Below are 22,509 nucleotides of genomic sequence, written 5' to 3' on the forward strand. Positions count from 1 at the left end.
GTTTCTGCAGAATGTGCCCGAGGTGGGCGCCGGGCTCTGCCTGAGCCTGTGGGTTGCGATGAGGAAGGGGCCTTTGTTCAAGGCGCTTGACGAGAACGGCGGAAATTCGGCCGAAGGGGACTATGCAGGCGGTGCGGCATCGGCTGCCTCGCTTTCGCATGCCCAGGTCCTGCCCGAGATTTCCAACGTCGCAGTTCCGCCTCCTTCCGGTGAGACCCTTGTTGCCGGTCCCGGCCTGCGCGAACGCTTGCAGGCGTGGAGGCAGGACATCGAAGCCTGGTGCGAGAAGATCGAGTTGGCGCCTGACCTTGCCACCGACATCGGCAGCCCGCGCTGGTATCGCGGCCTCGCTACGCTTTTCGGCTTGAGCGCGGCCGCCATTGCTCTTTCTCCAAGCTTTGCTGCTGTAGAGGCGGCGACGCCCATGCCGGTCAACGACCGGGTTCGCGACGAATTCCGCAGCCAGACCATCGCGCCGCTTGCCTTCGGGGCCGACAGCGGCCGTCACATGGGGGCAAGCCCGCTGGTGCGACCGCTGGCGAAAGTGCCCGAACGGCCGATGATCCAGTTGGTCTCCACGCTGGGGCAGGGCGACAGCTTCCGCCGCATGCTGGAACGTGCGGGCGTTGGCAGCAGCGACATTTCGCAGGTATCCGATCTCATTTCCGGTGCGGTGCCGCTGTCCGACATCGCGTCAGGCACACAGTTCGATATCACCTTGGGCAAGCGCCCCGCCGAAGGCGTCTCGCGCCCACTGGACGAGATGGCCTTCCGCGCCCGCTTCGACCTCGATCTCTCGGTCGCACGTCATGACGGCGCGCTGGCCCTGGTGCGCCATCCCATTGCCGTCGATACGACCCCCTTGCGCATTCGCGGCACCGTCGGGTCGAGCCTCTATCGCTCGGCGCGCAATGCCGGGGCGCCGGTCGCCGCGATCCAGGGCTACCTGCGTGCGGTCGACAAGTATCTCTCGCTCGAAAGCGACATTTCGGCGAACGACGAATTCGACCTGATCCTATCCTACAAGCGATCGGCCAAGGGCGAACGGCAGGTGGGCGAACTGCTCTATGCGGGAGTCGAGCGCGAAGGAAAGCCGCGCCTCCAGCTCATGCGCTGGGGCAAAGACGGGCAGATGTTCTCGGCCTCGGGCCTTGCCGAAACGCGCAGTGCGCCGATCGGCATGCCGGTCGCGGGACGGATCACCTCGCGCTACGGGATGCGCCGTCACCCGATTCTCGGCTACACGCGCATGCACGCCGGCGTCGATTTCGGCGCGTCCTATGGATCGCCGATCTATGCCGTGAGCGATGGCACCGTCACTTATGCCGGGCGCCATGGCGGCCATGGCAATTACGTGCGGATCAACCACGGCGGCGGTCTTGGTACCGGCTATGGTCACATGAGCCGCATCGCGGTGAGAAACGGCACCCACGTCAGGGCCGGACAGGTGATCGGCTATGTCGGCTCGACCGGGCTGTCGACGGGTCCACACCTGCATTTCGAAGCCTATCGCGGCGGCAGGACCGTCGATCCCCTGTCGATACGTCTCGTTACCCGGCCGCAGATCGACGGGAAGGAACGCGACGAGTTCAGGCAGCGCATGAAGGCGCTGCTGACGGTAGAACCCGGCGCGGCGCTCGACAGTTTCGCCAAGCCCGATGCGCCGCAGGATGCGGACACGCGCGAAATCGACCGGCTCGAGCCCAAGAAGGTCGGCTGATCGCACGGCTTCGGTCCAACGGGACATTTTGCCCAGATTGAACCTTCGGCGATTTTCCGGCAATCACCGGTGATGACTGGAACTTATCCCCACACCCGACTTCGCCGCACCCGTGCAACGGCCTGGAGCCGTGCGATGCATCGCGAGAATGTGCTGACCCCGGCCGACCTGATCTGGCCGCTTTTCGTGACCGAAGGGCAGGGCGTGGAGGAGCCGATCGCCTCGCTGCCTGGCGTGTCGCGCTGGTCGGTGGACGGTATCGTCGAGCGGGCAAGGGAAGCGGCGGACCTTGGCATTCCGTGCCTGGCCCTGTTCCCCAACACCCAGCGCGAGCGGCGCAGCGACGATGGCAAGGAAGCGCTCAATCCCGACAATCTCATGTGCCGCGCGCTGCGGGCCGTGCGCGATGCGCTGGGCGACCGGGTCGGCCTTCTCACCGACGTTGCGCTCGATCCCTATACCAGCCACGGCCAGGATGGGCTGGTCGATGCGAACGGCTATGTTCTCAATGACGAGACGGTCGAGGTCCTTGTCGGCCAGTCGCTCAACCAGGCGGCCGCCGGGGCAGACATCATTGCGCCCTCGGACATGATGGACGGCCGCATCGGCGCGATCCGCGACGCGCTGGAGGACGAAGGGCACGCCAACGTCCAGATCATGTCTTACGCCGCGAAATACGCCTCGGCATTCTACGGTCCGTTCCGTGATGCCGTGGGTTCGCGCGGCCTGCTCAAGGGCGAGAAGAAGACCTACCAGATGGACCCGGCCAACAGCGAGGAAGCGCTGCGCGAGGTTGAGCTGGACCTGGCCGAAGGCGCAGACAGCGTCATGGTCAAGCCGGGGCTGCCCTATCTCGACATCGTGCGTCGGGTAAAGGAGACCTTCGAGGTTCCCGTCTTCGCCTACCAGGTCTCCGGCGAGTACGCGATGATCGAGGCCAGCGCCGCGGTCGGCGCGGGAGACCGCGACGCGCTGGTGCTGGAAACGCTGATGGCCTTCAAACGCGCCGGGTGCTCGGGTGTGCTGACCTATCACGCCGCTCACGCAGCGCGACTGCTGAATGGCTGACTTTCGCCTCGAGACCGGGCGGCTCGTCCTGCGTTCATGGACGAGGCCCGATCTGGCGCGGTTTGCGCAGATTACCAACACGCCTGTGGTGATGCGATGGCTGGGTGGGCTGCTGTCCGAAGAGCGACTGGAACAGCTCTATGATGCGGTGATCGGCTGCGAACAGGAGCATGGCCACTGCTTCTGGCTGGTCGAACGCAAGGCCGATGGCGGCCACTTGTCCGGCGAGCTGCTCGGCTTTTGCGGACTCAAGCGCGGCAATGCTCCCGACAGTACCTTTCCCGAGGGGTTCGAGATCGGCTGGCGCCTGCGCGAGGAGGCATGGGGAAGGGGCTACGCGAAGGAAGCGGCCATCGCCTCGCTCGATGCCGGCTTCGATCGCTTCGGCGCGCAGGAGATCGTGGCGATCACGGTCAGCGGAAATACCGCAAGCTGGGGACTGATGGAGCGGCTGGGAATGCGTCGCCGCACCGACCTCGACTATGTCGACACTAGGTGGGAGCCGCCGCTTTGCGATACGCTCGCCTGGTCGATCACCGCGGGGGAGTGGCGCGTGCGCCACGATTGAGACGCAGGCGATGGGCAGGTCCGACCGCGCGCTCTTCATCCTGACCATTCTTGTCGGCAGCTTTCTGCTGTTCATGGTCGAGCCGATGGTTGCCCGCATGGCACTGCCGCGGCTGGGCGGTGCGCCCAATGTCTGGAACAGCGCGATGCTGGTCTATCAGGCCCTGCTTCTCGCCGGTTACGGCTATGCACACTGGCTTTCGCAAAAGCCCCTGGGGCATCAGGCCGTCATCCACCTGATTGCCCTGTGCATTGCGGCCACGACCTTGCCGATCGGGCTGGCGCAAGTGGCTTCGCCTGCGCCCGGCTGGGAAGCGATCTGGGTGCCCTGGCTGCTGCTGCTGACGGTCGGCCCGGTATTCTTCCTCGTCGCCGCGCAGGCTCCGCTGATGCAGCGCTGGTTCGCGGCCGATGCCCGCGCGGGTCAACCCTGGGCGCTCTATGCTGCATCGAATCTGGGCAGCTTCGCCGGACTGATCGCCTATCCGCTCGTCGCCGAGCCCTTGCTTGCGTTGCACGGCCAGAGCCTTGTCTGGGCCCTGGGATATGGCCTGCTGGTCCTGCTCGTTGCAGCTTGTGCATGGACCCGTCGGAGGACCGTCGACGCGGCAAGGCCGAGCGAATCGCTGCTGCGCGCCAGCGATGTGACGTCATGGCGTCGCAAGCTGCACTGGCTTGCCCTGGCCGCGATTCCCTCCGGGCTGATGCTCTCGACGACGACGCACCTGACGACCGACATCTTTGCCTCCCCGCTGCTCTGGGTGATTCCGCTGGGTCTCTACCTCCTCAGCTTCGCCGTCGCCTTCGCCGATCGCCGCGCCCAGGCGCGCGCGCTGACATTTGTCGCGCCGGTCGTTCTGCTCTTTACCGGAAGCTATGCGATGCTGGCCGACGGGTCCGGAGCACTGCTGCTGGCGGGCGGGAGCTGCGTCCTGCTCTTCGTGGTGTCCGTCGCGCTCCATGCCCGGCTCTATGACTTGCGCCCGGATGCAGGACATCTCACCGGCTTCTACCTGATCCTTTCGGCCGGCGGGGCCTTGGGCGGCCTGTTTACGGCCCTTGTCGCGCCGCTGGTGTTCGACTGGTCCTGGGAACATCCCTTGCTCATTCTCGGGGCGGCGCTGCTCATCCCGCTCGATGAAATCCTGCGCTGGCGCCGCATGGATGGCCTCGATCCAAGGCTGGCCCGGATTGCGCTGGTGCTGCTCCTGATGCTGGCGCTGTTCCTTTCGGTCCAGCTCTTCGATCTTTTCACCGAACCCGGGACGACGACGATGGCGATGCTGCTGACGGTCTTCCTCACCGGGACGGGCGTCATGGTCATGGGCTGGCGCTGGGCCTTCGTGACGGTGCTTTTGCTGGCGATGCTCGGGCAGGGTGGTCTCGTCACGATCATGTCGAGCTACGAAGGCCAGCGCACGCGCAGTTACTTCGGCATCTATACCGTACGCGATTATCGCTCCTCCGGTATGCGGATCCTCAGCCATGGCACGACGCTGCACGGACAGCAGTCGCTCGATCCGGACAAGCGGCGCATGCCGCTGACCTACTACGGTCCGAGGTCCGGCGTCGGCCTGGCGCTGGCATCGGCCAATCGGATGGAGGGAGATGCGGCGCGGATCGGGGTGGTCGGCCTCGGCACCGGTTCGCTCGCCTGTTACGCCAAACCGGGGCAGGACTGGACCTTCTTCGAGATCGATCCTGTCATCCTCAACTATTCGACCAAGGGGCAGTTCACCTATCTGCGCGACTGCGCACCACAGGCCAAGGTTATCCTGGGCGATGCCCGACTTGAACTGGAATCGGTGCCGCCGCACCGGTTCGACATGCTGGTGATCGATGCCTTCTCCTCCGATGCCATCCCGCTTCACCTGCTCACCCGCGAAGCCATGGAAGTGTATCTGCGCGCGCTGACCAGCCGCGGGGTCCTGCTCATGCATATCTCGAACCGCTACGTGGAGCTGGAGCCGGTGATCGCCGCCCTGGCCCGCAGCGAAGGGCTGACCGCGCGCGTGCGCCAGGACTGGCCGGAGAACCTCTACCTCTATACGCCGTCGCACTGGATCGCTCTCTCGCGCGACAGCTCTTCAATCAACGAGCTTGCGAAGATGCAGCCCGATAGCCCATGGAGTCGGCTGCAAGCACCGGCACAGAGGCCCTGGACGGACGACCACGCCTCCATCCTGCCGTTCATTCGCTGGTCCAGGCTGATAGGATACCCATGATCGAAAACCGCAACGACATCACCGTCGCCGCTATCCACGGCAAGGCTCCGAAGATCCACTCCAGCGCCTTCATCGCGCCGGGTTGCCGGATCATCGGCGATGTCGAGATCGGCCCAGACGTGAGCATCTGGTACAATTGCGTGATCCGGGCCGATGTGAACCGCATCGTCATCGGTGCGCGCACCAACATCCAGGACGGCACCGTCGTCCATTGCGACAGTCCCAAGGCCGGTCGACCCGAAGGCTATCCGACGCTGATCGGCGAGGACGTACTGATCGGACACATGGCGATGGTCCATGGCTGCACGCTGGAAGACAGTGCCTTCGTTGGCCTTGGCGCGATCGTCATGGACGGCAGCCATATCGAGACCGATGGCATGCTCGCGGCCGGGGCGCAGCTCACCGGCAAGCGCATCGGCGCAGGCCAGCTGTGGATGGGGCGTCCCGCCAAGTACATCCGCGACCTTTCCGAAGATGCGATTGTTGCCAACCGCGAGGGCGTTGCCCGTTATGTCATCAACGGTCGCAACCACGCCGAGGCGCTCGGTGTCGCGGGCTGATGGCAAGACCCAGGCCGGCACTGCCCGATGCACAGGCGCTTCGGGCGCTGGTCGATGCGGAGAGTCGGCTCGCGGTCCGTGTGACTCCCGGCGCCAAGGTCGAAGGTCTGGAGATCGCTGAGGGCAAGCTGCTCGCCAAGGTCCGGGCCAAACCGCAGGACGGCAAGGCCAACGATGCCGTGCGCGACCTGCTTGCCGAGGCTCTCGGGCTGGCTCCGTCGCGGCTGGAGTTGTTGCGCGGCGCAACTTCTCGCGAAAAGCAGTTCAGGATTCGCGACTGACGCGGGCGATTCGCCAGCCGGCAACCGATAGCAGCGCTGCGGCGAGTACGGCGAGGGGCAGGCAGGCTGCACCGACCCGCAGGAACATCGTCGCGCCGAGCGCCGCGCCGCCGGCCAGTGCCAGCCACAGGGCGAGGAAGCCGGCGATGCCGTTGGCTCCGCGTCCGCTAAGCAGGCCGCCCAGACCCTGACCGATGCGCACCAGCGCGCCGGTGAGATAGGTCAGCGCTACGGGCGTCTCGTTGCGCTGCATCGTGTTGTTGAGCGCGCCCATGGCGAAGACGAGCATGGCCATCATCGCTTCGAGATATTCCGCCAGTGCCAGAAGCGCGGCCAATGCGAGGAGCGCGGTAACGAGCGAGAGAACGGCGGGCTTGCGCCATCGGCCTGCCTTGTGGGCGACCACGTTGCCCATCGCCACGCCCAGCACGAACCCAAGGATCAGAAGCGCCGGGACGAGCGCGCGATGAGGTCCCTCGGCAATGAGGTCGGTGGCGAGGCGCGTCGTGTTGCCGGACATGAACGACACGAAATAGCGATCAGCGGACAGAAACCCCACGGCATCGACGTAGCCGGCGAGCGCGGCAAGCGCGGTAGCGAGGGCCTGTCGCGGTGGGTCTAGCGAGTTCACCTGCGCAACCTATCGCGCGCCGGTCCGTCTGGCGAGTGCGATCTGAAAGGAGGCGATGTGCGCAGGCGCGATCCGCAGATTCGGCTCAGCGGCCCATGCCGCGCGCGAGATTGCCGAGAACCTCGCCCATCGCCTTGGCCATGTCCGCCGGTTCGGGTGCGACATCGGCGACCGCCCGGTTCATTGCATCGGCCCATTGCTCGGCAACGGCCCTGTTGATGGCGAAGGGTTTGTGCACGCTCATCATGCAGCGTCCGGGGACGGCCTCGAACCAGTCGCGCGGGCCGCCGGCCCAACCGGCAAGGAACTGGGGCAGGGCCTTGCGCATCGGCGCAAGGTCCTGGGCATGCATGGCGCGCAGCTCGGCATATTGCGGGTCTTCGTCCATCAGGTCGTAGAAGCGGTTGCAGATGGCTTCGAACACCGGCGCGCCACCGAGGCGATAGAAAGGGGTATCGGGAGTTTGGGCTTCATCGATGACGGGGGCTTGGCTCGACACTGACATCTTCTCCGCAAGTGGGGGCTATCCTCGTCGCATAGCCGATGCGTTTCACGTGGAACTTGATCGCGGTCAAACCGTGGCGGATCGTCTCGCAGACCGGAACTGGACGAAGTGAGGGGCGCACACGAAAGGGGGCGGGAACCTCTCGGCGCCCGCCCCCTTGCATCGCCCGTGCCGTATAGCCTCAGTCGTCGGTGTTCTCTTCCGGCTGGGGCCCGGTCTTGCGGACCGACTTCTTGGCAGGTGCCTTCTTCTTCCTGGCCTTCGTTTCCTTCGGCGGGGCGGGCGTCAGCTCGAAATTGAGCGCGTCTTCCTTCACCGAGACGTGGACCTCTCCGCCATGGGCGAGCTTGCCGAACAGCAGTTCCTCGGCCAGCGGCTGCTTGACCCGCTCCTGGATGACCCGCGCCATCGGGCGGGCACCGTAGAGGCGGTCGTAACCGCGGTGGCCCAGCCATTCGCGGGCATCGGAGTCGAACTGGATGTGGACGTTCTGGTCGGCCAGCTGCAGTTCGAGCTGGAGGATGAACTTGTCCACGACCCGGCTGATCGTTTCCTTGGCCAGATAGGCAAAGGGCACGATGGCATCGAGACGGTTGCGGAACTCGGGGCTGAACATCTGCTTCACGGCTTCCTCGCCGGCGTCAGCCTTCGAGGTGTCGCCGAAGCCGATGCCCTGTTTCGCCATGTCCGAAGCGCCCGCATTGGTCGTCATGATGAGGACGACGTTGCGGAAATCGACGGTCTTGCCGTGGTGGTCGGTCAGCTTCCCGTTGTCCATCACCTGCAGGAGGATGTTGAACAGGTCGGGGTGCGCCTTCTCGATTTCGTCGAGCAGCAGGACGCAGTGCGGCTGCTGGTCGATGGCATCGGTGAGCAGGCCGCCCTGGTCGAACCCGACGTACCCCGGAGGTGCGCCGATCAGGCGGCTGACCGAGTGACGCTCCATGTACTCGGACATGTCGAAGCGCTGCATCGGAATGCCCATGATCGTGGCGAGCTGCTTGGCGACTTCGGTCTTGCCGACGCCGGTCGGGCCGGAGAACAGGAACGAGCCGATCGGCTTGTCCGGATCGCGCAGGCCGGCGCGGCTCAGCTTCATGGCGGTCGAGAGGACCTCGATCGCCTTGTCCTGGCCGAAGACCACGCGCTTCAGGTCGCGTTCGAGATTCTCGAGCGCCTTCTTGTCGTCCGAGCTGACCGACTTGGGCGGGATGCGCGCCATCGTCGCGATGACCTGCTCGATCTCGCGGGCGGTGATTGTCTTCTTGCGGCGGCTGGGCGGCACCAGCATCTGCATCGCACCGACTTCGTCGATCACGTCGATCGCCTTGTCGGGCAGCTTGCGGTCATTGATGTAGCGCGCCGAAAGCTCGACGGCGGTCTTGATCGCATCGGGCGTGTAGCGCACGCCGTGGTGATCCTCGAAAGCCGTGCGCAGGCCCTTGAGGATTTTGATGGTATCCTCGACGGTCGGCTCGTTCACGTCGATCTTCTGGAACCGGCGCAGCAGGGCGCGATCCTTCTCGAAGTGATTGCGGAACTCCTTGTAGGTGGTCGAGCCGATGCAGCGGATCGTACCGCCCGAAAGCGCCGGCTTGAGCAGGTTCGATGCGTCCATCGCGCCGCCGCTGGTGGCGCCGGCACCGATCACCGTGTGGATCTCGTCGATGAACAGGATCGCGTGCGGCATCTTTTCCAGTTCGGCCACGACCTGCTTGAGGCGTTCCTCGAAGTCACCGCGATAGCGGGTGCCGGCGAGCAGCGAGCCCATGTCGAGCGAGTAGATCACCGCTTCGGACAGGACTTCGGGCACTTCACCCTCGACGATCTTGCGCGCCAGGCCTTCCGCGATAGCGGTCTTGCCGACGCCGGGATCGCCGACATAGAGCGGGTTGTTCTTGGAACGGCGGCACAGGATCTGGATCGTGCGATCCACTTCCGGGCCGCGCCCGATCAGCGGGTCGACCTTACCGGCAAGCGCTTTTTCGTTGAGGTTGACGCAGAACTGGTCGAGCGCCGAGTCCTTTTTGTTGGCGGCCTTGGTCTCGGCCTTTTCTTCCGGTGTCGGGGTCTGCTCTTCTGATCCCTTGGGGCTGCGGTCTTCGATTCGCTTGCCGCCCTTGCCGATGCCGTGGCTGATGTAGCTGACCGCATCGAGACGGCTCATGTCCTGCTGCTGCAGGAAATAGACCGCGTAGGAATCTCGTTCGGAGAACAGTGCGACGAGTACGTTGGCGCCCGTCACGGTGTCCTTGCCCGACGATTGCACATGCAGGATCGCGCGCTGGATCACCCGCTGGAACCCGGCGGTCGGGGCGGGATCGCCCTTTTCCTCGGTTTTCAGCGATTGATATTCCTGGTCGAGATACTGCCGCACGACATCGCCCAGATCGCCGAGATCCACGCCACAAGCCTGCATGACCTGTGCCGCGTCCGGATCGTCGATCAGCGCGAGCAGCAAGTGCTCGAGAGTCGCATACTCGTGGCTCCGCTCGGACGCGTGTGACAGCGCGGAGTGCAGGGTCTTTTCTAGGCTTTGCGCAAAACTGGGCATCTAGGACACTTTCATTGCGAAGTGGGACTCTCCTTGCAGGGGAGTTTTTGGACGAAAACTGGTTTCAGGTTCCATATAGGAACACTCAGGGCGCTTGCGAGGTTCACGTTGGGAACCTGCCGCCATCACGATGTCCTTGGCCTGAACAGGGACTCGGCCGCCTGCATGTGCGCCGAAGCCTTCTGACGGTGCGCCTTTATGCGGTCGATCTCTTCCTGAAGAAGGGCGACACGTGCATCGAGTTCGTCCAGCGAATAGCGATCCAGGCTTTCGCTGGCGAGGAGGCTGGCTGCGCCGAGGTTGTCCTCGGACGACCGCCGCCGCGGTCGATCATCATCGTCCATTGCACTGCAGCATCGGACGGGAATTTCTCCATGTCAATGCATCAAAGTGGTTTCCTTGTGGCCAGTGACTGTGCCAACTAGTCAGCCATGTCAGTTAAACTGCCCAAGACCATGGCCGCCATGGGATTTCTCGAGCCGGGAGGCCCCGAGGTCCTGCAGCCGCAAGAGCTTTCCGTACCCGTTCCAGGCCCCGGAGAAGTGCTCATCCAGGTTGCCTTTTCCGGAGTAAACCGACCTGACGTCGTACAGCGACAGGGACACTATCCTCCGCCGCCGGGCGCCTCGCCGATTCCGGGCCTGGAGATTTCCGGCACGATCGTCGCTGTCGGGGAAGGCGTCGTCGAAATCGGCGAGGGAGACCGCGTCTGTGCACTCGTTTCCGGCGGCGGCTATGCCGAATTCTGCATCGCCCGCGCCGGACACTGCCTGCCCGTGCCGGCCAGCCTGCCGCTCGACCAGGCTGCGGCCTTGCCCGAGACTCTGTTCACCGTCTGGCACAACGTGTTCGAGCGCGGATACGCCTGCGAGGGGGAAACCCTGCTCGTCCATGGCGGGACCAGCGGCATCGGGACGATGGCGACAATGCTCGGCAAGCTATTCGGCCTGACCGTCATCGTGACCTGTGGCTCGGCGGAAAAGTGCGCACAGGCGCTGAAGATCGGCGCCGATCACGCAATCGACTACAAGGCGTCCGATTTCGTCGCCGAAGTTGCCCGGATTACCGATGGCAAGGGTGTGAACCTCGTGCTCGACATGGTTGCCGGCGATTACGTCGCCCGCAATCTCAAGTGCCTTGCCCCGGATGGGCGGCACGTGACCATTGCGGTGCAGGGTGGGGTCAAGGCCGAGATCAACATGGGCATCGTCATGCGCAATCGCTACACGCTGACCGGTTCGACGCTGCGGCCGCGGTCCGACACGTTCAAGGAGCTGCTGGCACAGGAAATCCTGTCGAATGTCTGGTCGCTGGTGGCTGACGGGTCCTTGCGCCCGATCATGGACAGGCAGTTTCCGCTGGCCCAAGCTGCCAAGGCACATGCCCACATGGAATCGGGAGACCATATCGGGAAGATCGTCCTCGCTGCGTGACGTCATGACATCGCGCAGCGGGCAGCGCCGCTTCTCGTAGACAGGAAGGAGGCGGGATTGAGCGGTAATCTGATCCTTCACGAGGATCCGCGCAGCGGCAATTGCTACAAGATCCGCCTTACTGCGGCCATGCTCGGCGTGCCGCTGGAGCGGCGCCTCTACGACATCATGAACGGCGAAACGCGCACGCCGGAGTTTCTGGCAAACGTCAATGCCAACGGCCGGATTCCGGTTCTCCAGATCGGCGACAGGTTCCTGCCGGAAAGCAATGCGGCCTGCTGGTATCTCGCCGAGGGTTCAAGCCTTGTGCCAGTGGACCGGTTCGAACGGGCCGACATGCTGCGCTGGATGTTCTTCGAGCAGTACAATCACGAACCCAATATCGCGACCCTGCGATTCTGGCTCTGCTTCGTCGGCGAGGCCAATCTCACACCCATGCAGCGCGACCAGATCATGGCGAAGCGGGCAGGGGGAGAGGCGGCGCTTTCGGTGATGGAACAGCACCTCGGCGTGCACGACTGGTTTGTCGGCAGCAGCGCGAGTCTCGCCGACGTTTCGCTCTATGCCTATACCCACGTCTGCGAGGCAGGCGGCTTTCGCCTGCACGATTATCCGGCAATCTGCCGTTGGCTCGAACGCATCTCTGGGCTTCCCGGTTACGTTCGGATGGATTGACTTCTGACAAGGCCGACGCCGGCTTGATCGGACCGCCTTGCCGACCTCGCTTGCAGGCCTTGAGCCGAGAATGCGCGATTCTCGGGCATCGTGCTTGCCGAATCCGGAACTTTCACCTAAATCGGGTCCGGAACGGCCGCTCCGCGAAGGGGCGGCCCTTATTATTTGCGCTACTTGCCAAAGTTCGTCGGAGATCCAGAACAATGAGCCAGCCGACACCGCTCATGCCGCATGCGACCGCCTCCTGGCTGGTCGACAATACTGCCCTTACTTTCGAGCAGATCGCCGAATTCTGCGGCCTGCACATGCTTGAAGTGCAGGCGATGGCCGATGATCTTGCCTCCAGCAAGTACACCGGGCGCGATCCCGTTCGCGCTGGTGAGCTGACCATGGACGAGATCGAAAAGGGTCAGAAGAACCCCGAGTACAAGCTCAAGATGCACAAGGTGCCGGTCACCGTCAGCCGCACCAAGGGACCGCGGTACACCCCGGTTTCGAAGCGCCAGGACAAGCCGGACGGTATCGCCTGGATCCTGCGCAATCATCCCGAGGTGTCGGACGCGCAGATCGGCAAGCTGATCGGCACGACGCGCAACACCATCGCCGCGATCCGCGACCGTTCGCACTGGAACATCGCCAACATCACGCCGAAGGACCCGGTTACCCTCGGCCTGTGCTCGCAGCGAGAGCTTGACGCGATTGTAGCCAAGGCCGCCAAGAAGGCCGGCATCGAGGACGAAGTCGTCAGTGACGAGCGTCTGGTCGACGACCGCGAGGCCCTGATCGAGGAACTGCGCGCCGAGCGCGAGGCTGCCGTCAAGGCTGCCAGCGAAGCCGCGCAGGAAGCCGAAGCCGCCGCATGGCTCGAAGCCAAGCGCGCAGCCGAAGCGGAAAGCGGCGAATAAGCTTTCTTCTCCCCCAGGGGATGAGAACAAGAGCAGCGGGGATGACTGACCGGTCGTCCCCGCTGCATTCGTTTGCATAGGCTGCATCGCCCTTGTCGCAGGACCGGTGACGCTTCACACTGCTCTCATGAACGAGAGGATCGGCCCCAAAGTCTGGCGGGAACGTTACGCGCACCCGTGCAACTGGCAGCAGGACTTCGCTCCGCTTGCGATGCCGCAGATGTTTGCCGGCAGTGTGGCCGCCTATGGCCAACGTGTCCTAGCCGACTTTCTCGGGCGCGCGTTCACCTATCGGCAGATCGACGAAGAGGCGCGCCGCTTCGCCCGCGGGTTGCAGTCTCTCGGTCTCGGCAAGGGTGACCGGATCGGTCTGTTCCTGCCCAATGTGCCCTGTTATCTCTCGGCCTACTTCGGCGCGTTCATGGCGGGCGTCACCGTCGTCAACTTCTCGCCGCTCTACACGGCCACGGAACTGGAGGCGCAAGTCGCCGACTCGGGCGCGCGCCTGCTGGTGACGCTGGACGTTCCGGCTCTCCTGCCGACGGCGTGCAAGGTGCACCGGGAATCCGCGCTTGAGTGGCTGGTGGTCGCCCGTCTTTCCAGCATGCTGCCGTTCTGGAAGGGCCTGGGCCTGCGTCTGTTCCGCCGCAAGGACATCGCTGCAATCCCGCGCGAAGACTGCGTGTTCGAATTCAACGACCTGCTGCACGATGGCGAACCCGCGCCGGTCGAGATTGACCCGATGACCGACCTGGCGATGCTGCAATATACCGGGGGTACGACCGGAACGCCCAAGGGCGCGATGCTCACCCACCAGAATCTCACGGTCAACGCCCGGCAGATCGAGGAAATCGATCCCCATGCCCATGCGCGCGACGTGATCGTGGGTGTCCTTCCCTTCTTTCATGTCTTTGCCAATGCGACGGTACTCAATCGCACGGTCTACGATGGCGGGACCATCGCCATGCTGCCGCGCTTCGATGCGGGGCAATGCCTGGCCACGCTGCAACGGGTGAGGGCGACCGCGATGCCCGGTGTGCCGACCATGTACCAGGCGCTGCTCGATCATCCCGACATGGCTCGCACCGATTTCTCCAGCCTGTTCACCTGCATTTCCGGCGGCGCGCCTTTGCCGGGGCCGGTCAAGGCGCGCTTCGAGAAGGCGAGCGGCGCGACCCTTGTCGAAGGCTATGGGCTGACCGAGGCCGCCGGGGTCGTCGCGACCAATCCTTTCGACGGGCCGGAGCGGCCGGGAACCATCGGCCACCCCATGCCCGGCACGGACCTGTGCCTGCTCGACAAGGACGATCCCACGCGCGAGGCGGCATCGGGAGAGCCGGGTGAACTGGCGATCAACGGGCCGCAGGTCATGGTCGGGTACTGGAACCGGCCCGAGGCCGGGGCCAAGGTCTTCGTCGAACTGGATGGCAAGCGCTGGTTGCGCACCGGCGACATCGCGACGATCGACGAGGACGGCTACGTCCACCTCATCGACCGCAGCAAGGACATGATCGCCGTCGGCGGATTCAAGGTCTTTCCCAGCCAGGTCGAGGAAGTGCTCCTCGCTAACCCCGCAGTGCGCGAGGCGATGGTGCTGGGCGTGCCCGACGAATATCACGGAGAGGTCCCACGCGCTTACGTCGTTGCCGAAACGGGTGAGGCGACGAGCGCTGAAGAGATTGCCGCTTGGCTCAACGAGCGGGTCGGCAAGCATGAGCGCGTCGACAAGGTGGTGCTGCGCGATTCGCTGCCCAAGACGATGGTCGGCAAACTCGACCGCAAGGCGCTGCGGGCCGAAGTGCTGGGCAAATAAAAAGGCAGGCGCTCCAGCGGGAGCGGCCTGCCCTGATTCCTGCAATTGCGTTCTTATTCGGCCGCTTCGAGGGCGACCTGCGCTTCGTCTGCGTTGCCGAAAGCTGGCGGCATGTGGCCGCCGCTCGGGCTCAGACGGCCGTCGAGGCGGGCGCCCTGTTCGATGGTCAGGGCATCGTAGGCCACGTCGCCGTCGATCTTCGCGGTCCTGAGAATGACGACCTCGCGCGCGGCGATGGTGCCGCGAACGGTGCCGGCGATGCGGACCGTTTCCGCCTTTACGGCGCCGACGATCTCGCTCGCTTCGCCCTGGACCAGAGCGTTGCAGGTGATGTCGCCTTCGATCCGTCCGTCGATGTGCAGGTCCGCCGAAGCCTCGATATTGCCGACGATGTTGGTGTCGGCGCCCAGCATCGAGAACGTCGAACCGTTGGACGGACGCGGGCTCGCATTCGACTTGGCCATATTAGCGGGCTTCTTGCTGAACATTGGTGGCAGCCTCGAGGAACGGGCGCGGGTTCACCGGCCGGCCGTTGACACGGACTTCGAAGTGAAGGTGCGAACCGGTCGAGCGACCGGTGCTGCCCATGGCAGCGATGACCGTCCCGGCATCGACCTTCTGGCCGACCTTGGCCTTGAAGGCCGAAAGGTGGCCGTAACGGGTCATCAGGCCATTGCCATGGCTGATCTCGATGCAGTTGCCGTAACCCTGACGGCCACCGACGAAGGTGATCTTGCCCTTGGCTGCGGCGTAGATCGGCGATCCCTTCGGGCCGGGGAAGTCGAGGCCGGCGTGGAAGGCCGCTCCGCCGGTGAACGGGTCGGAGCGATAGCCGTAGCTGGAGGAAACGTATGCGACCTTGGCCGGCTTCACCTGCGGGATGGAGGCAAGGCCGTTTTCCAGAGCGTCCATGCGGGCAAGGCTGACACCCAGGCGCTTGAACCGCGGATCCAGCGAACCGTCCTTGCCGGTGGCGAGGCGCAGCAGCGGACCACCTTCGGCGCGGCGCGAGCCAGCGATGATCGTGTTGGGATTGAGGCCGAGTTTGCGGATGGCCTTCGATGCCGATTCGGCGCGGCGGTCGGCATAACTGGTCAGGCGTTCGACGAAGGCGAGCTGCTCGGCTTCGATATGAGCCAGTTCCGAAGCCTCGGGCAGGACGGCGCTGACCTTGGAGACGGTCTTCGCGGTTTCCTGCCTGCTGTCGGAAACGGTTTCGCCTTCGGCCTTGTCATCGGGCAGGTCGCCGATGTGGGCTTCCACCATCTGTTCGATGAACTTCTGGCGGCGCGCAAGATCGGAGGTCACTTCATCGATGCCGTCGCGGTACTTGGCGACTCGGCTTTCGGCCGTGGCGACCTTGGCTTCGCGGTCGAGCAGTTCGGCCTGCTCGCTCGTCGCGGACCAGCGTTCGAACGCCACCGCGCCCATCGAGCCGCACCAGGCCGTTGCCAGCAACACTGCGCCGCCCACAGCGCTGAGCTGCATGGCAGAGGAAATGCGGATGAAACGGACCTGTCCGTCTGACCGCATGATAAACTCGCGATCCGGAAATTTGGCCCTAAGGCGTGAAAGCCACGCCCCGGCTGATGTGAAGTTCAAAACGACCCCGCTCGTTAAACTATTGTTTTCCCAGTCCCGGCCGCGGCAACTAGCAGGGAGGGGCCCAAAATGCGAATCCACTGACCTTAAAGGGCTGCAGATTCGGGGTGAGTCGAGCCCTCGTTGCGATGACCTGATGGAACCCGCCTTTGGGCCTTTGCCCGGAATTGCGCGGTTCTTGTCAAGAATGGTTTCTCTGTTTCCACATACGGTTAACCATTAAGCCATGTTGCACCAATTTGGTTACTACGCGGGATCGGTGACACGCGGCCGCTTCGGTGCTAGTTCGCGCCCATGACCGTAGAGACCACAATCGCCGGCACGACCGATGCCGAAACGCCCGAAGTGCTTGTCGCGCGCATTGCTCGCGAGGGTCGCGCCGCCCAGCGCGTTCTTGCCCGGCTCAGCGATGCCCAGAAGGCCGAGGCGCTGCGCGCTGCGGCTGCAGCCCTGCGGGAATCGGAAGCGCCAATTCTGGAAGCCAATGCGCTCGACATCGCAGCCGGTGAAGCCAAGGGCCTGACCGGTGCGATGCTCGATCGCTTGCGGCTCGATCCGGCGCGCCTTGCAGGTATCGCCGATGCCGTGGACCAGGTCGCTGCCTTGCCCGATCCCGTCGGGCAGGTGATCGAGAAGACCGAGCGGCCCAACGGCTTGCAGCTCAGCCGCGTACGCATCCCGATCGGCCTGATCGGAATCATCTATGAAAGCCGCCCCAACGTGACGGCCGACGCCGCGGCCCTGTGCCTGCGCTCCGGCAATGCCGTGCTGCTGCGTGGCGGTAGCGAGGCGCTGCATTCCAACCGCGCGATTCAATCCGCGATGGCCAAGGGGCTGGAGAGCGTCGGCATTCCCGCGGCGGCGATCCAGCTCGTGCCGACGCAGGACCGTGCCGTCGTCGGCGCGATGCTGACCGCAGCCGGCCTGATCGACATGATCGTGCCGCGCGGCGGCAAGAGCCTTGTCGCGCGGGTCCAGGCCGACGCCCGCGTGCCGGTGCTCGCCCATCTCGATGGCATCTGCCACACATATGTGCATGCCGCCGCCGATCCGGAAATGGCCCGCAGCGTCGCGCTGAACGCCAAGATGCGGCGGACCGGGATTTGCGGGGCGATGGAAACCTTGCTGCTCGATACCCAGTTCCCCGGATCGCGCGACGTCGTGACGTCATTGCTCGATGCCGGGTGCGAACTGCGCGGCGACGCTCGCGCCCGCGCGCTCGATCCGCGGATTCTGCCGGCGACCGAGGAAGACTGGGACACCGAATATCTCGACGCGGTGCTCTCGGTTGCGGTCGTTGACGGTCTCGATGCCGCGCTCGATCACATCGCGATGCATTCCTCGCATCACACCGACGCGATCATCACTGCCGATGAAGCGGCGGCCGAGCGCTTCCTCGCGGAAGCCGACAGCGCCATCGTCATGGTCAATGCGTCGAGCCAGTTCGCCGATGGCGGCGAGTTCGGTCTTGGCGCCGAGATCGGCATTGCCACGGGCCGTCTCCATGCGCGCGGCCCGGTCGCGCTCGAAGGGCTGACCACCTACAAGTGGCAGGTGCGCGGAACCGGACAGGCCCGGCCCTGACCGGGACAGTCCCGAGCAAGGCGGGCGGCAGCGGGCGGTCCGGGCCGGTTACCGGCCTGCTGGGCGGCAGTTTCAACCCGGCGCACGGCGGTCATCGGCGGATCAGCCTGTTCGCCATGGAGGCGCTGGGGCTGGACGAAGTCTGGTGGCTGGTCTCTCCGGGCAACCCGCTCAAACCCAGGGCGGGGATGGCGCCGCTGGCAGCGCGGGTAGCATCGGCCCGGCGCCAGGCGCTGCGAGCGCGGATCCGCGTAACCGCGATCGAGCGCGAACTGGGCACGCGCTACACCGTCGACACGCTTCGGAAGCTGCTTCAGCGCTATCCGAAACGCCGCTTCGTCTGGCTTATGGGGGCTGACAATCTCGCCCAGCTGCACCGCTGGAAGGACTGGCGCGAGCTGGCCCGACTCATGCCGATTGCGGTAATTGCCCGTCCGGGGTATGATGGGCCTGCCTTCGCGAGCCCCGCGATGGCCTGGCTGGGGAAGTTCCGGAGGCCCCGATCCAGTCTCAGAGGTCCGGAAAGGTGGAGCGCGCCTGCGCTGGTGACATTGCGATTCGACCCCGATACGCGGTCGGCAACGGCGATACGCCGGGCTGATCCGGACTGGGCCCGGAAGCCGTCGAACGGCCTTTCGCGCAACGGTCGCTTTCGGGACGGTGTCACGCACCGCCCGATTCCCGGAGATGCAGCGTGACTGGGCCTTGCCCTTCTCTGCTGCGAATCCATCCCCTCGAAAACCTGATTGTCTGCGGCGGGATGTTTGCCATCGCGCCGGGACGGTCATTGAAAGGAGCAGTACCGAACTAGATGCCACAGGCACAGATACAGCCGGCTACAACCGGCGCAACGCCCCCGGCCATGGTCGACAGCGACGACCCGCAATTGGCCTTGGTCCTGCAGTCCCTGGATGACGACCAGGCGCAGGACCTTGTTACGATCGATCTCGAAGGCAAGTCGAGCATCGCCGATTACATGGTGATCGCTTCCGGCCGGTCGACGAGGCAGGTGGCCGCAATGGCCCAGAAACTCGGCGAACGTCTGAAACAGGGCGGCTTCGGCAATCCTCGCGTAGAGGGCCTGCCGGCAGCCGACTGGGTACTCGTCGATGCGGGTGGCGTGATCGTCCATCTCTTCCGTCCGGAAGTGCGCAGCTTCTACAACCTCGAACGGATGTGGGGCTTCGATGGTCCCTCGGGCGCAGCCTGAGGGTCGAATCGGTCCATTGACGACGGCCTGAGAGGATAGACCCGGTCCGGGAGAACACCGGCCGGGCTCGCGAAAGGAACTTGAGACGCGCCAGCGTCCCGTGGGACAGTGCGCGCCAACGCCATGCTTTTGCATATCATCGCTCGCGGCAAGATCGCCCGCTCGCCGGAAGCCGAGCTGCTCGATCGCTATGCCAAGCGGATCACCTGGCCTTTCAAGCACAGCGAATTGCCCGACATCGGCGGCAAGGTCCCGCCCCCGGTGCAGACTCCCGTGCGCGAGGTCCTGCTCGACGAGCGGGGCAAGGCAATGTCGTCCGAGGAATTCGCCGCGCTGCTCGGCCGGTGGCGTGACGAAGGCGTGCGCGAATGCCGGTTCCTGATCGGCGCTGCCGACGGCCATGGTGACGAGGCCAGGTCCCGGGCGGATCACCTGCTGTGCTTCGGAAAGATGACCTGGCCGCATCTCATGGCCCGGGCAATGCTGGCCGAACAGCTCTGGCGGGCGACCGCGATTCTCGCCGGGCATCCCTATCACCGGTCGGGGTGAGGGCGATCAGCCGCCGCGTTCGCGCCCCTTGCGGGCGAAGAGAAGCACTATCACGGGAACGATCAGCCCGACGGCGAACCCGAGCCCCGCGCCCCAGATCGAGCCGGTATTGCCTCCCAGCATGGCCCCCACAACGGCGCCTGCGACGAAAAGCAGGACGGGCAGCAGGCAACCGATAGCGAACATGGGCCGATTTTTGTGCCTCAGGCCGAGAATCGGCGGGCGCGATCGGCGAGTCGGGTCACGGCATCGGCGTGAATCGCCGACGAGGTGACGAGCACGCCGAAGGCGCGCGGATCGTGCTTGTTGTAATTGAGCGCCTTGCCGAAGGCGTCGGTGACCGTCGCGCCTGCTTCGCGGGCGATCAGTCCGGCTGCGGCAATGTCCCATTCGAAGCCCCAGCGCAGCGAGGCGAGCAGGTCGGCCTCGTCAGCGGCAACCATCGCCATGCGCAAGGCAATCGAGTTGGGCTGTTCCACGAGCGTCAGATCGGCATCCTCGGAGGCCAGTTTCTTGGCCGGAACCCGCGCGCCGGGAAGGGAATCGCGGACGCTTGCGGCGAGTCGCGTGCCGTTGCGCCAGCTGCCCTTGCCCGCCTCGGCCTGCCAGAATTCGCCGCCATCCTCCCGGCGGCGGGCAGGGGCGTAAAGATAACCGAAGAGTGGGCGGCGGGTGTTGACGAGAGCGACCGAGACGGCCCAGCCGGTCCGTCCGGCGATGAAATCGCGCGTTCCGTCGATCGGATCGACCAGCCATACCAGCTGTTCGCGCAGGCGATCGGGCGCATCCGCGGTTTCCTCGGACAGCCAACCGGCGGACGGCAGCAGGGCGGATAACTCCTTCTTGAGAAAGGCATCGACTGCCAGATCGGCGTCGCAGACCGGGCTTCCCGGCGTCTTTTCCCAGTGCCTGAGCGCATGCCCGTCACCCGGCCAGCCGGCCAGGGCGAGGCGTCCTGCCTCCCGCACGATGGATTCGAGTTTGCCGCGGTCAATCATCTTCAAGCAATCGGTTGACGGGAATCATGTTTCCCGAGTGTGTTGCGTCCCACCTATGAAATTGCGCAGGGTTCGGGACTTTTCAAGCGCGCAGGGATGTGCTTATGCGGCCCGGCAAAATACGGGGCTCCCCGCGCCTTCCCTAGGACACTCCAGCAGAAAGCGATTCTTCTTATGAACATTCACGAATATCAGGCGAAGGAACTGCTTGCGAAGTATGGCGTGGGCATTCCCGCCGGCATCGCCGCTCTCACGGTTGAAGAAGCGGTTGCCGCCGCCAAGCAGCTGCCCGGACCGCTTTATGTCGTGAAGGCCCAGATCCACGCCGGTGGCCGCGGCAAGGGCAAGTTCAAGGAACTCGGTCCCGACGCGAAGGGCGGCGTGCGCCTTGCCAAGTCGATCGAGGAAGTCGAAGCCTTCGCCAAGGAAATGCTCGGCAACACCCTTGTCACCGTGCAGACCGGTGAAGCCGGCAAGCAGGTCAACCGCCTCTACGTGACCGATGGCGTCGACATCGCCAAGGAATACTACTTCTCGATGCTCGTCGACCGCGCCTCGGGCCGCGTCGCGATGATCGCCTCGACCGAAGGCGGCATGGACATCGAGGAAGTCGCGCACTCGACCCCCGAAAAGATCACCACCGTCACCATCGACCCTGCCGAAGGCTTCCAGCCGCACCACGGCCGCGCGGTCGCCTATGCGCTCAAGCTGAGCGGTGATCTCAACAAGCAGGCCCAGAAGATCGCCAAGCAGATCTACGAGGCGTTCATGGCGCTCGACTGCGACATGCTCGAGATCAACCCCCTGGTCGAAACCAAGGACGGCCAGCTGCTGGTTCTCGACACCAAGATGAGCTTCGACTCGAACGCTCTCTACCGTCACCCCGACGTCTTCGCCCTGCGTGACGAGACCGAGGAAGACCCGGCGGAAATCGAAGCCTCGAAGTACGACCTTGCCTACATCAAGCTCGATGGCGACATCGGCTGCATGGTCAACGGCGCCGGCCTTGCCATGGCGACCATGGACATCATCAAGCTCAATGGCTCGTTCCCGGCCAACTTCCTCGACGTGGGCGGCGGCGCCACCACCGAGAAGGTGACTGCGGCCTTCAAGATCATTCTCAAGGACCCCAACGTGAAGGGCATCCTCGTGAACATCTTCGGCGGCATCATGAAGTGCGACGTCATTGCCGAGGGCATCATTGCCGCGGCGAAGGAAGTGAACCTCTCGGTTCCGCTCGTCGTCCGCCTCGAAGGCACCAATGTCCAGCAGGGCAAGGACATCCTGGCCAATTCGGGCCTGCCGATCGTCCCCGCCAACGACCTTGGCGATGCTGCCAAGAAGATCGTCGCGGAAGTGAAGAGCGCCGCCTGATAATTCCAAGCGAATTATCGCACGACGGATCAAGGAACGGCGGGGGTTTCGCGACCCCCGCCGTTTCTGCATGTAGGGTTCCGGCGCGTTGCGAACGGCATCGCATGCATGGACTCTCGAGCATCTGTCGTTTCGAGGGGCTTGACGCGAGGTGCGGGGGGCGCAATAGCGAGCCCGGTATAGTTTAATTGCGCGGTTAAATTTGCCGTCCCGACCTTAGAGAGGACCGAATCGCATGAAAATCATCGTCCCGGT

The 22,509-nt window shown here is 64.6% G+C and carries 23 protein-coding genes and 1 pseudogene; 15 read left to right on the top strand and 9 right to left on the bottom strand.

Annotated elements, in window-relative coordinates; genetic code table 11:
• The first annotated feature begins 73 nt into the window (after positions 1–73).
• The 6 genes from SPHV1_RS03260 (at position 74) to SPHV1_RS03285 (ending at position 6,421) form a co-directional block, all read left to right on the top strand.
• Complete coding sequence (locus SPHV1_RS03260) at positions 74–1,720, top strand: M23 family metallopeptidase (RefSeq protein ID WP_231634485.1); 1,647 nt, start codon at positions 74–76, stop codon at positions 1,718–1,720.
• Positions 1,721–1,792: 72 nt separating this feature from the next.
• Entirely contained in the window at positions 1,793–2,788 is a 996-nt protein-coding gene (gene hemB, locus SPHV1_RS03265) for a porphobilinogen synthase (RefSeq protein ID WP_054944652.1), read from the top strand.
• Positions 2,781–3,356 (top strand): GNAT family N-acetyltransferase, encoded by a 576-nt coding sequence (locus tag SPHV1_RS03270; protein WP_054944653.1) that lies wholly within the window; start codon positions 2,781–2,783, stop codon positions 3,354–3,356. The genes hemB and SPHV1_RS03270 overlap by 8 nt, the downstream gene beginning before the upstream one ends.
• 10 nt (positions 3,357–3,366) lie before the next feature.
• Positions 3,367–5,580: a spermidine synthase gene (locus tag SPHV1_RS03275; protein ID WP_054944654.1), complete on the top strand. Its 2,214-nt coding sequence runs from the start codon at positions 3,367–3,369 to the stop codon at positions 5,578–5,580.
• Entirely contained in the window at positions 5,577–6,140 is a 564-nt protein-coding gene (locus SPHV1_RS03280) for a gamma carbonic anhydrase family protein (protein WP_054944655.1), read from the top strand. The genes SPHV1_RS03275 and SPHV1_RS03280 overlap by 4 nt, the downstream gene beginning before the upstream one ends.
• Positions 6,140–6,421: a DUF167 domain-containing protein gene (locus SPHV1_RS03285; RefSeq protein ID WP_054944656.1), complete on the top strand. Its 282-nt coding sequence runs from the start codon at positions 6,140–6,142 to the stop codon at positions 6,419–6,421. The genes SPHV1_RS03280 and SPHV1_RS03285 overlap by 1 nt, the downstream gene beginning before the upstream one ends.
• Here the strand turns inward: SPHV1_RS03285 and SPHV1_RS03290 are convergent.
• The 5 genes and pseudogenes from SPHV1_RS03290 to SPHV1_RS26100 form a co-directional block, all read right to left on the bottom strand.
• Positions 6,405–7,052, bottom strand: a complete 648-nt coding sequence (locus tag SPHV1_RS03290) for a YoaK family protein (protein WP_054944657.1) — start codon at positions 7,050–7,052, stop codon at positions 6,405–6,407. The genes SPHV1_RS03285 and SPHV1_RS03290 overlap by 17 nt on opposite strands.
• A gap of 85 nt (positions 7,053–7,137) precedes the next feature.
• Positions 7,138–7,557, bottom strand: a complete 420-nt coding sequence (locus tag SPHV1_RS03295; RefSeq protein ID WP_054944658.1) for a group II truncated hemoglobin — start codon at positions 7,555–7,557, stop codon at positions 7,138–7,140.
• 181 nt (positions 7,558–7,738) lie between these two features.
• Positions 7,739–10,111 (bottom strand): ATP-dependent Clp protease ATP-binding subunit ClpA, encoded by a 2,373-nt coding sequence (clpA, locus tag SPHV1_RS03300; RefSeq protein ID WP_054944659.1) that lies wholly within the window; start codon positions 10,109–10,111, stop codon positions 7,739–7,741.
• 125 nt (positions 10,112–10,236) lie between these two features.
• Positions 10,237–10,455, bottom strand: coding sequence for a DUF1192 domain-containing protein (locus tag SPHV1_RS03305; RefSeq protein ID WP_054944660.1), 219 nt, complete (start codon positions 10,453–10,455; stop codon positions 10,237–10,239).
• Positions 10,456–10,532: 77 nt separating this feature from the next.
• Positions 10,533–10,595, bottom strand: a pseudogene (locus SPHV1_RS26100) (hypothetical protein); the annotation flags it as partial.
• Here SPHV1_RS26100 and SPHV1_RS03310 point away from each other — a divergent pair.
• From SPHV1_RS03310 to SPHV1_RS03325, 4 genes are all read left to right on the top strand, one after another.
• Positions 10,567–11,544, top strand: coding sequence for an NAD(P)H-quinone oxidoreductase (locus SPHV1_RS03310; RefSeq protein WP_369817860.1), 978 nt, complete (start codon positions 10,567–10,569; stop codon positions 11,542–11,544). The pseudogene SPHV1_RS26100 and the gene SPHV1_RS03310 overlap by 29 nt on opposite strands.
• Before the next feature lie 57 nt (positions 11,545–11,601).
• Positions 11,602–12,219, top strand: a complete 618-nt coding sequence (locus tag SPHV1_RS03315; protein WP_079729957.1) for a glutathione S-transferase family protein — start codon at positions 11,602–11,604, stop codon at positions 12,217–12,219.
• A 203-nt stretch (positions 12,220–12,422) separates the two neighbouring features.
• The gene (locus SPHV1_RS03320; RefSeq protein WP_054944662.1) at positions 12,423–13,124 is read left to right on the top strand and encodes a DUF1013 domain-containing protein; all 702 of its coding nucleotides are present in this window, start codon (positions 12,423–12,425) and stop codon (positions 13,122–13,124) included.
• A 127-nt stretch (positions 13,125–13,251) separates the two neighbouring features.
• A complete protein-coding gene (locus SPHV1_RS03325; protein WP_054944663.1) occupies positions 13,252–14,937 on the top strand; it encodes a long-chain fatty acid--CoA ligase in 1,686 nt (561 codons plus the stop codon).
• A 53-nt stretch (positions 14,938–14,990) separates the two neighbouring features.
• On the opposite strand, the gene SPHV1_RS03330 is transcribed toward SPHV1_RS03325, so the two are convergent.
• Together SPHV1_RS03330 and SPHV1_RS03335 are read right to left on the bottom strand one after the other, a co-directional pair.
• Positions 14,991–15,401, bottom strand: a complete 411-nt coding sequence (locus SPHV1_RS03330; protein ID WP_054944664.1) for a polymer-forming cytoskeletal protein — start codon at positions 15,399–15,401, stop codon at positions 14,991–14,993.
• Between the two features lies 1 nt (position 15,402).
• Positions 15,403–16,539, bottom strand: a complete 1,137-nt coding sequence (locus SPHV1_RS03335) for a peptidoglycan DD-metalloendopeptidase family protein (RefSeq protein ID WP_054944665.1) — start codon at positions 16,537–16,539, stop codon at positions 15,403–15,405.
• A gap of 294 nt (positions 16,540–16,833) precedes the next feature.
• Here SPHV1_RS03335 and SPHV1_RS03340 point away from each other — a divergent pair, with 294 nt between their 5' ends.
• The 4 genes from SPHV1_RS03340 (at position 16,834) to SPHV1_RS03355 (ending at position 19,882) form a co-directional block, all read left to right on the top strand.
• Positions 16,834–18,123, top strand: coding sequence for a glutamate-5-semialdehyde dehydrogenase (locus SPHV1_RS03340; RefSeq protein WP_054944666.1), 1,290 nt, complete (start codon positions 16,834–16,836; stop codon positions 18,121–18,123).
• On the top strand, positions 18,087–18,821 hold the full coding sequence (locus SPHV1_RS03345; RefSeq protein WP_369817861.1) for a nicotinate-nucleotide adenylyltransferase: 735 nt from the start codon (positions 18,087–18,089) through the stop codon (positions 18,819–18,821). Before SPHV1_RS03340 ends, SPHV1_RS03345 begins: the two co-directional genes overlap by 37 nt.
• A 113-nt stretch (positions 18,822–18,934) precedes the next feature.
• The gene (rsfS, locus tag SPHV1_RS03350; RefSeq protein WP_369799491.1) at positions 18,935–19,333 is read left to right on the top strand and encodes an RsfS/YbeB/iojap family protein; all 399 of its coding nucleotides are present in this window, start codon (positions 18,935–18,937) and stop codon (positions 19,331–19,333) included.
• Between the two features lie 123 nt (positions 19,334–19,456).
• Complete coding sequence (locus tag SPHV1_RS03355; RefSeq protein ID WP_054944674.1) at positions 19,457–19,882, top strand: 23S rRNA (pseudouridine(1915)-N(3))-methyltransferase RlmH; 426 nt, start codon at positions 19,457–19,459, stop codon at positions 19,880–19,882.
• A 6-nt stretch (positions 19,883–19,888) separates the two neighbouring features.
• On the opposite strand, the gene SPHV1_RS03360 is transcribed toward SPHV1_RS03355, so the two are convergent.
• Together SPHV1_RS03360 and SPHV1_RS03365 are read right to left on the bottom strand one after the other, a co-directional pair.
• Positions 19,889–20,068 (bottom strand): hypothetical protein, encoded by a 180-nt coding sequence (locus tag SPHV1_RS03360; RefSeq protein ID WP_054944667.1) that lies wholly within the window; start codon positions 20,066–20,068, stop codon positions 19,889–19,891.
• Between the two features lie 17 nt (positions 20,069–20,085).
• A complete protein-coding gene (locus tag SPHV1_RS03365) occupies positions 20,086–20,880 on the bottom strand; it encodes a 3'(2'),5'-bisphosphate nucleotidase CysQ (protein WP_054944668.1) in 795 nt (264 codons plus the stop codon).
• Between the two features lie 174 nt (positions 20,881–21,054).
• Between SPHV1_RS03365 and sucC the strand changes: the two genes are divergently transcribed.
• Positions 21,055–22,254, top strand: a complete 1,200-nt coding sequence (gene sucC, locus SPHV1_RS03370; protein ID WP_054944669.1) for an ADP-forming succinate--CoA ligase subunit beta — start codon at positions 21,055–21,057, stop codon at positions 22,252–22,254.
• The last annotated feature ends 255 nt before the right edge of the window (positions 22,255–22,509 follow it).

This window comes from Novosphingobium sp. KN65.2 (genome assembly GCF_001368935.1).
Classification (GTDB): Bacteria; Pseudomonadota; Alphaproteobacteria; order Sphingomonadales; family Sphingomonadaceae; genus Novosphingobium; species Novosphingobium mathurense.